The sequence below is a fragment of the Legionella drancourtii LLAP12 genome (assembly GCF_000162755.2).
GTDB classification, from domain to species: Bacteria; Pseudomonadota; Gammaproteobacteria; order Legionellales; family Legionellaceae; genus Legionella; species Legionella drancourtii.
On the sequence record NZ_JH413850.1, the window covers coordinates 151337 to 166904 of the forward strand.

Consider the following 15568-nt stretch of genomic DNA (forward strand, 5'->3'; position numbering starts at 1 on the left):
TGTGGTAAGATACTCCGTTTTGTAACCATACCAGGTAAAACCATGACACGCGCAACGTCTATTTTATTGACTACACTGTTTCTTATCACTTTATTTGTTCAATCAACAAGTACTTTTGCCAACCCCACAGATACGCTGGAACGACCACGACCTACGGCTGATTTAGAAAGACCGTCGCCAACAGTATCTAATAAGCCGCTCGTAACACCAGCAGCTCCGATTCTCAATGCTAAAGCCTATATTTTGATTGATGTAAACAGTGGTAAAGTCATCGCTGAAAAAAACAGTGAAGAACGCCTGCCTCCTGCGAGCCTAACAAAGATGATGACTTTATATGTTATCTCTAACGCGCTTCATCATGAACAAATTCATTTAACTGATAGCGTTCGCGTCAGTAAAGATGCCTGGAAAATAGGTGGTTCACGCATGTTCATTAAAGAAGGTCAGCAAGTACCTGTTGAAGACCTGCTTAAAGGAATTATTGTTGATTCAGGTAATGATGCCTGTGTAGCTATGGCAGAACATATAGGCGGCACAGAAAATTCATTCACCGACATCATGAACCAACAAGCACAAAACCTGGGCATGCAAAACAGCCACTTTACCGACAGCACTGGTTTACCTGATCCAAATCTATATACAACGGCCAAAGATCTAGCAATTCTTGGACGGGCATTAATTGTCGATTTCCCACAATACTATGATTGGTACAAACAAAAATGGTTTACCTATAATGGTATACGCCAGCCAAATAGAAACCGTCTGCTATGGCGCGATAACCAAGTTGATGGACTAAAAACTGGCCACACAAGCGAAGCAGGTTTCTGCCTTGTATCTTCTGCAAAACGTGAGAATATGCGTTTATTAGCAGTGGTATTAGGTGAGCCCAATGACTCTTCACGTGCTGATGACAGTGAAAAACTATTAAATTACGGATTTAGATTCTTTGAAACGCACCAATTATATAAATCAGGTCAATCAGTCACCGAACTCCCCCTTTATAAAGGTGCTGTAGATAAAATATCGATTGGTTTAAATGAAGATCAATTCATTACTATCCCTACAGGTCAATACCAACGTCTTAATATTTCAACGAAAGTTCCTTCCTTTTTGGAAGCGCCTATTAAGAAAGGCGACAAAATTGGTGATTTAGTTGTACAATTTGATAATAACATTGTATCAACACGCCCTATTTATGCCTTACAAGACGTTGAGTCAGGTGGCTTTTTCACCCGTGTTACAGACTCCATACGTTTGGCATTTAAGCGTTGGTTTGGCTCTTAAGGACAAAGAGGATGACGAAAACAACTCTAATTGAATTTCCCTGCCATTTTCCAATAAAAGTAATGGGGACAAACTCCCCTGCTTTTCTTGAGGAAATTAGAGAAATAACGCTCAAGCATTTTCCCAATATTGAGCAAGAGAAAATTACGCATAAAAAAAGTAAAGGCAATAATTATCTAGCAATTACCGTAACAGTCTATGCGGAAAACCAAGCAATGCTTGATGCCTTCTATCAAGACATCACTAAGCATCCAGATATAAAAATGGTTCTATAATGCAAATAAAACAACTCGGAGTTCAACGCTATACTGATGTTTGGCTGCAAATGAAAGAATTTACACAGAATCGCAATGCCCAAACACAAGATGAACTCTGGTTGCTAGAACACTTTCCTATATACACTCAAGGTCAAGCAGGAAAACCTGAACATATCTTAAATCCTCAATCCATTCCAATAGTACAATCAGACCGTGGTGGCCAAGTAACTTATCATGGCCCAGGTCAATTAGTTGCTTATGTTTTAATGGATCTAAGCCGAAGAAACTTAGGAATAAGAACGTTGGTTTCTCAATTAGAGCAAGTCTTAATATCTGTGCTCGCCCAGTATGATATAGATGCTGTCCTTCGTTGTGGTGCTCCCGGAGTCTATGTTCAAGAACAAAAAATTGCATCTATTGGCTTAAGAGTAAAAAATGGTTGTACTTATCATGGAATCGCGCTAAATGTAGATATGGATTTAAAACCATTTTTAGGAATTAACCCTTGTGGTTTTGCCCAAATGGAAATGACGCAAATAAGTCATTTTTATCCTAAAGTAGTATTAGAAGAAGTAAATCAGCAGTTTATGCAAAGTTTTCTACAACATTTTAACTAATGGAACACTATGGATTTGTTAGTAGATTATGTACAGCCCTTAACTAATTGGTTGCAACAAAATCCTCATTGGTCTTTATTCATTACGTTTATTATTTCATTAGCAGAGTCTTTAGCAATTATCGGTAGCATTGTGCCAGGCAGTGTGACCATGACCGCAATTGGCATACTTGCAGGCTCAGGGATTATGCGCATTGATCTCACGCTGCTCGCCGCCGTATTAGGTGCCGTTGCAGGTGATAGTTTGAGTTATACTTTAGGATATGTTTACAGCGAACGCTTAGTTGATATTTGGCCCTTTAATAAATACCCGAGATGGTTGCAATACGGTAAAGATTTTTTTGCAATGCACGGAGGAAAAAGTGTATTAATCGGTCGATTTATCGGGCCTTTGCGCTCGATAATACCGGTAATTGCTGGAATATTACATATGAAGCATTGGCATTTTTTGATCGCCAACGTGCTTTCAGCCATCGGCTGGGCCCTGCTCTATGTAATGCCAGGAGTCGTTATTGGCGCTGCAGGCCATGAACTTTCCGCAGAAAGCGCTACCCGTTTATTTATATTGATCTTAATCTTACTGGCCGGGAGCTGGGTGCTCAGCCTAATGGTAAAATGGCTGATCAGTAAATTAAACTCCCTTTTGAACCAGAATTTGCATGCTTTATGGATACGATTAAAAAGGAGATCTCTCTTTGCCAAACTATGCAAAGCCATTACCCCGAAAAATGAGGAAAATCACTACACAACAGCCAGTTTTGCATTAATTGCCTTGTTTTGTCTCTTCTGTTTCCTTGCGCTGATGGGATTAACCATTCAAGGTCAGTGGATTAGCGTTATTAATGTTCCTGTCCATTTATTTCTTCAAAGTTTCCATACCTTAGTATTAGAAGCATTTTTTATTTTTTGCACTCAATTAACCTCAACATTAACAATCATTGGTTTATTTCTCATTTGCAGCGGCTGGTCTATTTATCATAAGAAACCCCGAATAATAATTTATCTAAGTAGCTTAATTATTTTTACTTGTCTATTTGCACAGTTATTAACTTATTGCATCAGTATGCCAAGACCAACTGGATTAGTAGTCATGATGCCTGGTTCATCATTTCCAGCCACTCATCTTATGGTTGCTACAGCCTTTTATGGATTTATGTTGTTTTACATTAATAAAATCCATTCGTTGTTTACAAACACGCTAAAAACGTTTGTATTTACTATTCTAGGATTAAGTGGCTTAGGAGCACTTTATCTAGGTGATTATTGGCTTACCGATGTATTAGCGGCTTATTTTTCTGGTGCAGTAATTAGTTTATTTTGTTGTTTAATTTACAGAAAAAATAATTTAACAACAGAAGAAATCACAAAATCAGCCCCCATGATTTTTTCACTATTTCTAGGCCTCTTGTTGACAACCACCATATCAACTTATTTAAATTTCCGCACCCTAACCTATAATCACACGCCATATCGTAAAGAATTTGCGCTAAGCGAAACCATGTGGTGGAACCAACAAAAGCCTATATTACCTATTTATCGGCTCAACCGTATTGGCAAACGAATCAGTTTGTTAAACATTGAATATTCTGGTGATTTGGACGTACTGGAGGAACATTTAACACTTAATGGCTGGGAAACACATACAGAATCATTTTTCATTAATTTGCTCACTTGGATAAATAATCAATCTAACAGAGTTAAATTGCCATTACTCACGCAATTGTATGAAAACAAAGCCCCTTCGTTGATTATGCTCTACACCGATAGCCAGACGAAACTAACTTTAGAGTTAAGAGTTTGGGAATCGAATTACAATTTATCAGAATCAAACAAACCTTTGTGGATTGGTAGCATCCACCCAAGTACGCCACTAAATAATATGTCCGCTAATGATCCGACATACCCATCTAAATTAATCGATCCATTAATGTATTTATTACCGACTAAAAATCCATTCATTATTAAGAAAATTATGCTGCCAAGTACTTTGATTAAAACAACAATCTATCCAACTCAACCCTACATTATTTTAATTAAAAAATGCCCATAATAAGGATGAATGATTAAATAAAGATTCAGATGAAAAAACAACATAAATCAATTAATTTCTTAACTTATATTCGATATTATTTTATTAAATCTAAAAAATAATTTTTAAAACTTAAAGTTTATTCCTTTTCTCTAATAACTGTTTCTTATATCCATACAGTGGTGACAATCTAGAATCGATACTTTGTTACATAATTCAACTCGCTAATGCCGCGAATACATGCAGGAGATCATTATTAATAACTCTTAATAAAGCTTTTTCAGGACCAGTAGGCTCACATCGCCCCTGCTCCCAATTTCTTAAAACTCCTAAATTGATATCAGGTGAGGAGCACTTATCCCGAACTTAGGTTAATTTGGCTCATTTAACTGCTAGCCATAAATTTAAAATGCTGATATAACTATATAAATTTCTGAATAATTAACTCCAATTGTGAGATTAGTTCAATGTATACACTGGCTAAAATTATCCAATATTTTTTTCCGTTAATTGCTCTAATACTCTTAATTATTGGCATACGACGTAGAACTATCCATTACGTAATTTCCTCTCTATGGCTAGGCCTTATTGCAATACTAATTCACTTTCAATTTTCAGGAAACCAAATTTTTGGTAGTTACTTTGATTACATCAATACGGGAATTTATTCCTTTACCTTATTGGTACTCTTAATTGCATTAATGAGCGTACTCTCGCACTTAAGTGTTGATAACAAACTGTTTCGATATATCTGCAGCTTTATTAATGCATTTATAGTTGTAGGCGCTCTATTAGTTATTATAAATCTTTGGATCAATGCCTTTTTCATTGAAAATAAAAAAGAAGGCACGCCAGTAATGCAAGTTGCACTTTTTGATAAACCAAAATACTGTCATTATAAATACGTATTTTATAAAGTATCTCCTGATGGATCCGTCATGTATCTTTGCCCTAACTACTATGGATTCATCGCATCGGTTGGACATTTAGCAACAAGCCCAGATTTTGTTACAAATCAATTACATTTATCTACAAAAAAGAAACACGACGCAACAAAAAAATAAGCATTGCCTTGTTGAAGTCCAGGCTTTGATAAACCTTTAGTCTGGGAAATTTGAATTGTTCTAAGGACTGTTATTTGTTACCATGCCTATAATTTATCTGTTTAGTATCAATATGAAGCGGTTTATTACCTTTATCATAATGTTTTTAAGCCTAAATAGCTATGCGATGACCCACAAGCTTAATTGGGATCAAGCAGTTGATCGTGCCATAAAACGTTATGGTTTACGAGTCGAACCTCAGCTTAAATCTTATTTCAAAAAAGCTGGCGTCAGCTACCCTCCGCGCAATATTGCTCTGCTGGCATTTAAGTCTGAACGTAAAGTCGAACTTTGGGCAAAAAACCAAGATCAGGGCTGGAAGCACGTTCATAATTATCCTTTAACCGGATTTAGCGGACGATTAGGGCCCAAGCTACGTGAAAACGATAAACAAATACCTGAGGGCGTCTATAAATTAGTTAATTTTAATCCATTCAGCAGCATGCATTTATCCATGATGATTAATTATCCGAATAACTATGACCGGCAAAAAGGTTATCAAGATGGGAGAAGAAATTTAGGTAATAATATTTTCATTCATGGTAAAAATTTATCTGTGGGGTGTTTGGCGATTGGTGATTTGGCTATTGATCAATTGTTTATCTTGGCTCGTCGTGTCGGCTTAGAACATATTCAAGTAATTATTGCACCCAATGATTTGCGCAATAAAAAACCATCAACATCGACTTTTGCTCAGCCTAGATGGTTGCCTGAGTTGTACAAGCAAATTGCTGAATCACTTAAACCCTTTGATAAGAGTACTTATACTACTTGATGCGCCCGCACAACATATAGACTGAGCTTTCAACCTACGCTGGATTTGTCCTTAGCTTAAACTGACAAAATACTTCAGGTCAGCAACCTAATCAAGGCTAAAAAATTACTCCATAATTCATATCCTCTTTCAAAAAATAAAATCCCTGTGTAAGTTGTATATCTAAGAAAATTTGTACTATTCTAAATAGAGTATCAAATCATGGAATTTCTATGGATAAACTGTTCTCCTATTCCAATCTGGTTAAAAAATTTAAACCTTCCCTATTTTGGTTATCAACATCAACTGCCAATCATCTGAAGAAAAATATAAATGCCCACAAAGTGCTCACTGAAGAATTCACACCGGAAGAACTAGCTGAATTTTATGACGTGTTAGGAACTCAATTATCCATCCCCCAAGGGAAAGTTATTTTTCATGAAAATGATGAGGCCGATGCGTTTTACATTATTCTCAATGGCGAAGCAGAAGTATATATTAATACCCACCATCACCTCCATGGTTTGCATTCACATGTATTAGCAACCTTAAAAAAAGACGATGTAATCGGTGATATGGCTCTTATTGAAAATAAACCACGCTCCGCGTCGCTTAGGGCAAAATCAGATTTATCCGTATTGAGTTTTAAATTACTGGAAGTGAGAAAACATCCGCATATAACGTTGCTTTTGACGCGTAACATGGCAAAAATGTTGTCAGAAAAGATTCGTTATACAAATCAAATTACCGTAAAAAAAATGGAGGAGAGTTTAGAACAAGCTGAAGCACGCAATGTGTTGGGGGTTTTCATGGTTGCGATGTTCTGGCTCATCAGCCTATACACCATATCCCTTACCTCATTGATTGATATGGGAAAACATTTAGCAAATAATACTTTTCTTTCGGTTGGGTTAATTTTCTTTTTTGCACTAGGTACTTTAAGTGCTATGCGTCTAACAGGATTACCATTAAAACATTTTGGAATTACACTACAAGATTGGCCGAAAAAAATAGTGCAAGCGTTAATCTATTCGTTACCAATCATGATGTTATTTGTGCTCATTAAAGCTTATCTCGTCTATTTTGGAGCGAATCCACAACACGTGGCTGTTTTTTCTGGATTTTCTGAAGGAATAGTTGATGGTACATTTAGTTGGCAATTTTATTTAATGCTCATATTTTTATATACACTTTTCTCCCCTATACAAGAATTAATAGCACGTTGCGCTTTGCAATCTACTTTTTTCTCTTTTTTGCCTGGCAATGAAATGTTTCGCAAATGGAATGCAATTCTTTTATCGAATCTTATTTTTTCATCCGTTCATTCCCATTTAAGCTTAATGTTTGCAACACTTACGTTCATACCTGGTTTATATTGGGGATGGTTATTTTATAAGCAACATTCATTTATTGGTGTCTCAATTGCGCATATTGTAGTTGGCGTTTGGGGGGTTTTTATTATTGGTGCGAAAGGGATAATCTATTAAAAATATAGTACTATCCTATAGATAATAACCTTATCTCACCTCAATCCGTCTGAGTTGAGGTGAGATAAGTTCTGTCCCGAATTCATATCCCGAACTCAGGTTAAATTACTGCTTGAATCCTTCGGCAAAGAGGCAAGGAAATCAGTAACTTCTTTAGGTGTTAACTCATAAGTTTGAGCACGTCCTAAGAATCTTGGCATCGTAAGCATACCATAACGAATACGTATTAAACGGCTTACCTCAACCCCTTGTGACTCCCATAGACGACGAACCTCACGATTACGCCCTTCATTTAAAGTCACATGATACCAAGTATTGGCACCATCACCACCACGTGATTCCAAACGACTGAACTTTGCCGGGCCATCGTCTAATTCAACCCCCTTCTGCAAGACAGTTAACATTTCCTGAGTCACCTGACCATGCACTCGAACAGCATATTCACGTTCCAAACCATAGCGCGGGTGCATAAGCTGGTTTGCTAATTCACCATTATTGGTAAATATCAGCAAACCTGAAGTATTCAAATCCAGGCGCCCTACTTGCACCCAGCGTCCTTGTCTTAAATGAGGCAAACGATCAAAAACGGTCTTCTCAAATTTAGGATCATGACGGCTTGATATTTCACCTACAGGCTTGTGATAAAGTAAAATACGTGTATTTTGTTTTATTTTAAGTGGATTAGGAATTAATTTTCCTTTCACTGTAATTTTATCGTCACCACTCGCTGAATCGCCTAATTTCACCGGCTTGCCATTCACTTGCACCCAACCATTTTCGATCCAACGTTCCATTTCGCGGCGTGAGCCAAGACCAGCCTGGCTTAGTATTTTTTGCAACCTTTCGCTACTCATTCAGTAATACACTCATCATTATTTAAGGTCAATGTTTCCAATACCTCGGGTAAGGATGGAAGCTCATTTAAATTTTTTAGATTAAAATAATTTAAAAATTCTCTGGTTGTTGTATAAACAGCAGGTTTACCCGCAACATCCTTGTATCCCGCAATACGAATCCATTCCCGTTCCAATAAAGTTTTCATGATTTGACTGTTTACCGTTACCCCACGCAACTCTTCTATATCAGCTCGAGTAACCGGTTGCTTATAAGCAATTATGGCTAAAGTTTCAAGTAAGGCACGTGAATATTTAGCTGGTTTTTCAATCTGCAAACGGCCAACCCAGGTACCATACTCTTTCTTCGTCTGGATAGTAAACCCAGTAGCCACTTGGATTAATTCAAAAGAGCGCGTTGCATAGTCTTCTTTTAAAAGAACAATAACTGTCTGCAATTGTTCTTTGGTTGGCTTTTGCCATTCATCAAAAACTTCCAATAATTTATCTAAAGATAAAGGTTCGCGAGAACTTAATAGGAGCGCTTCGATAATATGTTTTAATTCATGTTCATCCATATCAAGCTGCCTGTAGATGGATTGAAGAAAATGCCTCGTTTTGGGTAATAACCACTAAAAATTGTCTTGCCAACTCCAAGATCGCTAATAAAGAAACAACCAAGCCCATGCGTCCCTCTTCCAAAGTAAATAATTGCTTAAACTCCAACACCTTATTTTCTTGCAATTGCTGCAGGATTGCCCCCATACGTTCACGAACTGACATGGCTTCACGTGAGATTACATGGTGGCTTACCTGCTCTTCCCTTTTTAAAAAAAATTTCATTGCTTCAATTAAATCGGCAAACTCAACCTCTGGATGGACTTTGATCATCTCCATCTCTGGTGTATCCAGTTGAATCAGGAAATTGTCCCGCTCTTGTCTGGGCAGAGCATCTAAGAGCTGCGCAGCCTGTTTTATCTGCTCATAAGCCTGTAAGCGTCTTACTAAGGTCATACGTGGATCGTCGTCTTCCTCCTCTTCATTGCTCGGAGAGATGGGCAATAATAAGCGCGATTTTATTTCAGCAAGCATCGCGGCCATTAACAGATAATCTGCAGCCAATTCCAGCCGTCTGCATTCCATTAATTGGATGTAATGTAAGTATTGCTTAGTAATACTTACAATAGGGATATCTAAAATATCAATATTTTGTTTACGAATGAGGTATAGAAGCAAGTCCAGAGGACCGCTAAATGAATCCAGCAGTACCTCTAGAGCATCAGGCGGAATAAATAAATCATCAGGGATCTGAGTAAATTCTTTACCGTCAACGACAGCCTTTATTTCAGATCGGTTTGATAATTCAACCGTTTCCATTAATAATCAATTCCCATCACTTCACGAACAATATTCATGGTTTTAGACGCTTCTTCACGCGCAGCCTCACTACCTTCAGAAACAATTCGTTTCACTGAACCTAAATCAGCGTCATATTCTGCAATTGACTCCTGGATAGGTTGTAGCTCTTTATTAATGCTCTCAATAATTGGTCGTTTGCAATCAATACAACCGATTCCCGCAGAACGGCAGCCTTTTTGCACCCAATCTTTTACTTCATCATTGGAATAAATTTTATGAAATTGCCATACAGGACATTTCTCCGGTTCCCCAGGATCAGTACGTTTCACACGCGCAGGATCCGTAGGCATCGTTAATACTTTTTTCTCTACTTGTGCCGGTTCATCGCGAAGCATAATGGTATTATGGTACGATTTAGACATTTTTTGCCCATCAGTTCCCGGCATTTTAGAGGTTGCAGAAAGTAATGGGTGAGGTTCTGGCAAAATAATTTTGCCACTACCTTCCAAATAACCTAATAAGCGCTCTTTATCACCAATAGATAAATTAGGCTGATCTTCTAAAAGAGCCTGCGCGGTTTTAATCGACTCATGAATGCCACTTTCCTGAAATTGACGGCGCAACTCACTATAGATCTTACTGTTCTTTTTGCCCATTTTTTTAATGGCTTCAGCAGCTAATTCCTCAAAATTAGGCTCTTTTCCATAAATATGGTTAAAACGGCGCGCAACTTCACGGATTAACTCGATGTGAGCGACCTGATCTTCACCTACAGGAACATAATCCGCACGATACAATAAAACATCTGCGCTTTGTAACAAGGGATAACCTAAAAAACCATAAGTTGCCAAGTCTTTTTCTTTTAATCGTTCTTGTTGATCTTTATAGGTAGGAACGCGCTCTAACCAGCCTAATGGCGTAATCATGGATAAAAGCAAATGCAATTCTGCATGCTCAGGAACCCAAGATTGGATAAAAATACGTGATAAGCCAGGATTAACACCACATGCTAACCAATCGATGATCATATCCCATAGATGTTTCTCAATCGACCCCGTTTCAGCATATTGTGTGGTTAGACCATGCCAATCGGCAGCAAAAAAGAAGCAATCATATTGATGTTGTAATTTAAGCCAATTTTTTATTACGCCATGATAATGGCCAAGATGTAATCTTCCACTGACACGCATTCCAGAAACAACTCGTTTATTGGAAGTAAATAATGCTGACATCAATATCCTCTTTTTTAATAATTATACAAATAGTAAATATGCTGTCCTTTGGAGATCCAAAGCATCAAGCTAAGGAAAAATCATCTGCCGACTTCCCGCAGCTTATCCTTGGGATGCATCCAAGGATCTTGCGCAAAGACTAAAGCTCTAAATTGCCATAGACAAGCCACAGAACGTCGGAATAGAGCTTAGTTTAACGCCAATGCCCTGAGAGACAACCCCCCCGGAGCGAGCATCAATAAATTTTTATCTAAACGGGTCAGGATCGCCCTTTCCCTCTCTTAAAATCACTGGGTAGTCTCCAGTTAAATCAACCACAGTCGTAGGCTCTTGCCCACAATTACCGCCATCAATGACTAAATCAACCTGGTTACCTAATATATCGCGAATAGCCTCAGGCTCACTCAATGGTGCTTTGGCTCCAGGAAGAATCAACGTACTGCTCATTAAAGGCGCTTCAAGTGTTTCCAACAACGCTAAAGTAATTAGATTATCAGGAACCCGCAGTCCTAGCGTTTTTTTCTTAGGATGCAACATTAAACGTGGCACTTCATGCGTTGCATTAAGAATAAAGGTATAAGAACCCGGCGTAAGAACTTTTAATAACCTAAATATAGGATTAGGAACACGCGCATAAGTACCCAATTGCGATAAATCACGACAAACTAAAGTCATGTTATGATTTTTATCTAATTGTCTTAATCGTCGAATACGTTCAAGCGCCGCTTTATTTCCTAAACTACAACCCAGCGCATAACCTGAATCAGTAGGATAAACAATCACGCCCCCATCTTCAATAATGGTTGCTGCTTTCCGTAACAAACGGGCTTGCGGATTATCAGGATGTAGTGCAAAAAACTGACTCATAAAGTCCCCTGTTAAATGTTCCATTGTTGCCAAATCGGCTCACAGTTTACTGGTAGCTGTCTCTGTCGTCCAAGGTTTGTACGCGACATAGTATCACTATGAAAATCAGATCCAGAAGAGGCTAATAAATTAAACCGCATACTGGTTGCTGCCATTTCATTAATTTCAGTTACGGTCATTTCTCCAGAAACCACCTCGATACCTACTCCACCAGCCTCTTTAAACTCATTAATTAACTCATGCAATTTAGAACGCGTCAATCCGTATTTCAGCGGATGAGCAATGACTGCCTGACCTCCAGAAGCAACTATACCTTCCACAGCCTCCTGCACACTAATCCAAGGAGTTGGAATGTAGGCCCGGCGTCCGCGAACTAAATATTGTTTAAACGCGCCTTGAAGATCGCGGGCTTTACCTTCCTTAACAAGCACCTTAGCAAAGTGTGGGCGAGCAGCACGTTCATGGCCAGCCAGGGTACATGCTTTAGTGTACGCATCGGTAACGCCAATCAAAGCCAATGCTTCACCGATTTGCTTCGCACGTTCAACACGACTGTCTACCTGGCGTTGAATAAGGGCTTGCAGCTCATCCGTAGGATTAATTTGGTAACCAAGTATATGAAAATCGTGTTTTTTCCAGCGCGTACTAAGCTCTATACCGTTAATAATTTTAATAGAGGTAAAGGCTGCGGCTTGTAGTAATTCAGGATAACCTGCCACCGTGTCATGATCCGTAAGCGACAAACAATCTATCTGCTGTTGCTGCGCTTTTTCTATTAATTCTTTAGGACTTAACGCGCCGTCTGAAAAATAGCTATGACAATGAAGATCGATCATGACTTAAGTACCGATGAAAAAGGTAATTATACCATGAATATTAAAGACTGTTGAGAATAGTTTTATCCATTGAGTCCAAGATAATCCCAATATTATCCTTCACGAATTCCTGGATGGAAAATTAACCAAAAAAAGGGATGGTCCCTAATGTATCGTAGGTTTTAATTTGGCGCTTTCGATTAATTTTAATTCTGATTATGCTTCAAAATCGTTTTTACCTCAGATCTGTAATTCAACCGAATATCAACCAATCACCGAACAAAAACGAACATCCATTAGGCAGAAAGCGAAACAGTTAGCTAAATTTTTGCGAGAGGAGAATCCTGATTATGATTATCTTCGTGAATTATTTAGACACTTACGAGTAGAATTAATGGAGGTAAACACCTGTTTGAATCATCATGGAAAAACCTTACCCTGCTTGAGGATATATCCTTACAACTAATTGGTAGTATCTCGATAAACCGATAATTCTGTATACAACGCCATAACAAAACCTGGAAATTGATGACCCGCTTCGCAAATCTTGCAAAGCAAGGTCAAAAGAAAAGCGTTAAAGGGTTAAAGCCCGAGAACACCTCACTCCATACTGATTGGATTTAACGAGGGTGAGGAAGTGAGTGCTGCCACCAGAATTGAAAGTCTCGTACCACACGCCATTCTGTGGATTGCCCGCGTACTCGGTAGAACTCCAGTAGCGGCCTGCAAGACAATCTGTGCCACTAGGAGGAATACATGAAGTACTTGGTGTTCCTGAGTTTGGGTCTCCAAGCAAGAATGAAAGATTGACCACTATGCTTTGTGCTCCTGCAGAACAGGTGACCAGACCATACACCGCATCCATTTCACAGGAGGCAGGCAAATACCAATCAGAATAGGTATTAATGGTTGCCGTGCATAAGCCCGCGGCATAATCTGTTCGGTTTGTTGGTCCAGGAGAAAGGGTATAAGGACTACCGCCAATACCATAACCTGTTTTATAGGCGTCATAAAGCGCTAAAATATTGCCGCTATTACACTGTCCCTCGCTTGCTCCATTACAAGTGGCAAATGCACTGGATGCCGGAAAAGGAAAAGTACTTTCATTGGCGTAAGTTGAGTTGTATGTTGTTTGTGCGTTGGCGTAAGAATCGTTTGGCGTCGAGCTATCGGCAATTAATGGAATAATGTCATTACTGACGTTTGCGCTGGTACTCCCATTTCCATTGGAGCTCCAAATAATACTCGTAGCTTGAGGGCCTGAGCCGATATAAGGCGCTGCCTGGTCGACCAGTGATACCACTTTACCGCCAATACTGCTTGTATTGGCGGTCGTGTCATCGACCGAATAAAGAAAACCACCTTGATACTGACAGCCGTAGCTCAATACCACAATATCGCTCGTTACTGCTGTGCTAACATTGGTGGCACTCACCGTAATTGTGTCTGGTATTGGCGCAATCCCGGTGTTGCAGCTAGATGTAGGGCTAACGCCTGGCGTGACTGTAATCGTGCATGTAGCGCCTGCGGCCAGTGTAGCGCCACAAGTCGATGATGCCGTAGTTGCAGGTGTTCCTCCTGGCCAGGTCGGGTAGGCAATGCTTAAGCCTGTAGCCTCATTTATCCCGGTATTTTTAATCGTAATCTGCCTTGGATTCCCAGTTAACGCTGGATTGAGTGCTGTATCGTTAACCGAGAGCGCTAAGGTTGATGGCGTAGCACTCAATGTTGTTGCTCCTGGTTGACATTGCAGTGCATTAATGTTGAAAAAAATCGTATTCGTATTTGTTCCTTTAACCACTACATTAGGCACTAGAAACGGATTGGATGCACTTGAACTAAATGAGATAGTGCAACTGGTTCTTGGACTTAATATTTGTGGACAACCATTATTTTGAGCCACAAAACTTAGGAAGTTTGTATCAGTAGATGATGCGGTTATATTTCTTGCACTAATTATGGAGTTATTGGTTACGGTAATGAAGCCAGGGGGATTCAGACAAGTAAGGCTACTGATATTTATAGTGCAGTTTTGAACAAAGTTAGAGCAGACACCCGCACTATGCTCATTGGACTTTACCGTGAGCTCTGCAATAGCATCTGAGCTGTTTTTTTGTGGTGTTTCTGCCAAAGGCGGTTTTCCAGCAGAAGTTTGTTGTGCAAATAATAAAAACAATCCCAATGACCATTTGTTTAACATGATAAAAATCCCTAGTTTAATATTGTTTTACTACGTAAGAAACTGTAACAAAGGAATTACTTAAAAACAAAATAAAATTTACTAAGAGGCTATACGAAAAATACGGTTCTGTCTCAAAAATATTTTTAGGCCACGAACGGATTTATTCTGGGTGAGTTTACCGCCAGTTCATAGAACTGTTCAAAAACAGTTTGATTGACCGATTGGATATGCTGAGCCTTTTTGAGCAGATGTGATGTAACAATGGATTTAAATACCAATAAATTTTCAACGTTATTAAAGCAATTGGTGGTACCATTAACTCCATCAGACACGTGTCACAGACTCCGAATGATGAAAATTTAAGTATGGGCTTTCAATAGAACAAAAAAGGGGACGGTCCGGGACACACTATCATTAAGTTAAAGATTTTATGCTTCAAATTTCTCAGAGCCTGTCGTCCCCGCTTGACCTTGTTGCGTGGATAAATAGAGTGGTAAATAGCGGGCTATTATGACTACAGTTTAGTCAAAATATTCCGCTCTACCCAAAGCAGCCATTTGGTTTAATAAATTTATTTTAGTAACGATTTCATTTTTGCGTCCTTTTTCAGTATGTATTTGTAAATTAAATCCAAATATTCTTTTTAAACGAAAAATAGACGCTTCAACAAGCGATCTACGATGATAGCCGCTACTTTTTTTCCATTGCTTTCGTTTTCGGCATAATCCTTCTTTTCCATATTTTCTTTGA

14 protein-coding genes and 1 pseudogene are annotated in these 15568 nt (G+C 38.7%); 7 read left to right on the forward strand and 8 right to left on the reverse strand.

The window, feature by feature from the left end:
* Positions 1-42: 42 nt before the first annotated feature.
* The 7 genes from LDG_RS18120 to LDG_RS18150 all read left to right on the forward strand — a co-directional run bounded on the left by LDG_RS18120 (position 43) and on the right by LDG_RS18150 (position 7530).
* Positions 43-1284, forward strand: coding sequence for a D-alanyl-D-alanine carboxypeptidase family protein (locus LDG_RS18120; RefSeq protein WP_040536600.1), 1242 nt, complete (start codon positions 43-45; stop codon positions 1282-1284).
* Positions 1285-1295: 11 nt separating this feature from the next.
* On the forward strand, positions 1296-1559 hold the full coding sequence (locus LDG_RS18125; protein ID WP_006872938.1) for an HP0495 family protein: 264 nt from the start codon (positions 1296-1298) through the stop codon (positions 1557-1559).
* On the forward strand, positions 1559-2158 hold the full coding sequence (lipB, locus tag LDG_RS18130; protein ID WP_006872939.1) for a lipoyl(octanoyl) transferase LipB: 600 nt from the start codon (positions 1559-1561) through the stop codon (positions 2156-2158). Before LDG_RS18125 ends, lipB begins: the two co-directional genes overlap by 1 nt.
* A 9-nt stretch (positions 2159-2167) precedes the next feature.
* Entirely contained in the window at positions 2168-4207 is a 2040-nt protein-coding gene (locus LDG_RS18135; RefSeq protein WP_006872940.1) for a bifunctional DedA family/phosphatase PAP2 family protein, read from the forward strand.
* 446 nt (positions 4208-4653) lie between these two features.
* Positions 4654-5250, forward strand: a complete 597-nt coding sequence (locus tag LDG_RS18140) for a type I secretion system protein LssZ (RefSeq protein ID WP_006872941.1) — start codon at positions 4654-4656, stop codon at positions 5248-5250.
* Positions 5251-5362: 112 nt separating this feature from the next.
* Positions 5363-6064, forward strand: coding sequence for a L,D-transpeptidase family protein (locus LDG_RS18145; protein WP_199484703.1), 702 nt, complete (start codon positions 5363-5365; stop codon positions 6062-6064).
* Positions 6065-6276: 212 nt separating this feature from the next.
* Entirely contained in the window at positions 6277-7530 is a 1254-nt protein-coding gene (locus LDG_RS18150; RefSeq protein ID WP_006872943.1) for a cyclic nucleotide-binding domain-containing protein, read from the forward strand.
* 95 nt (positions 7531-7625) lie between these two features.
* Here the strand turns inward: LDG_RS18150 and rluB are convergent, their stop codons facing one another.
* From rluB to LDG_RS19790, 8 genes and pseudogenes are all read right to left on the reverse strand, one after another.
* Positions 7626-8384, reverse strand: coding sequence for a 23S rRNA pseudouridine(2605) synthase RluB (rluB, locus tag LDG_RS18155; protein ID WP_040536604.1), 759 nt, complete (start codon positions 8382-8384; stop codon positions 7626-7628).
* Positions 8381-8941, reverse strand: a complete 561-nt coding sequence (gene scpB / locus LDG_RS18160; protein WP_006872945.1) for an SMC-Scp complex subunit ScpB — start codon at positions 8939-8941, stop codon at positions 8381-8383. Before scpB ends, rluB begins: the two co-directional genes overlap by 4 nt.
* A gap of 1 nt (position 8942) precedes the next feature.
* Positions 8943-9740 carry a segregation and condensation protein A gene (locus LDG_RS18165; RefSeq protein WP_006872946.1) on the reverse strand — a complete coding sequence of 266 codons (798 nt, stop codon included), beginning with the start codon at positions 9738-9740 and terminating at the stop codon, positions 8943-8945.
* A complete protein-coding gene (locus tag LDG_RS18170; protein ID WP_006872947.1) occupies positions 9740-10954 on the reverse strand; it encodes a tryptophan--tRNA ligase in 1215 nt (404 codons plus the stop codon). The genes LDG_RS18165 and LDG_RS18170 overlap by 1 nt, the downstream gene beginning before the upstream one ends.
* Positions 10955-11200: 246 nt before the next feature.
* On the reverse strand, positions 11201-11821 hold the full coding sequence (locus tag LDG_RS18175; protein ID WP_006872948.1) for an L-threonylcarbamoyladenylate synthase: 621 nt from the start codon (positions 11819-11821) through the stop codon (positions 11201-11203).
* An 11-nt stretch (positions 11822-11832) separates the two neighbouring features.
* Positions 11833-12657, reverse strand: coding sequence for a PHP domain-containing protein (locus tag LDG_RS18180; RefSeq protein ID WP_006872949.1), 825 nt, complete (start codon positions 12655-12657; stop codon positions 11833-11835).
* Between the two features lie 553 nt (positions 12658-13210).
* Positions 13211-14836: a DUF1566 domain-containing protein gene (locus tag LDG_RS18190; RefSeq protein WP_006872951.1), complete on the reverse strand. Its 1626-nt coding sequence runs from the start codon at positions 14834-14836 to the stop codon at positions 13211-13213.
* 503 nt (positions 14837-15339) lie between these two features.
* A pseudogene (locus tag LDG_RS19790) lies at positions 15340-15568 on the reverse strand (hypothetical protein); the annotation flags it as partial.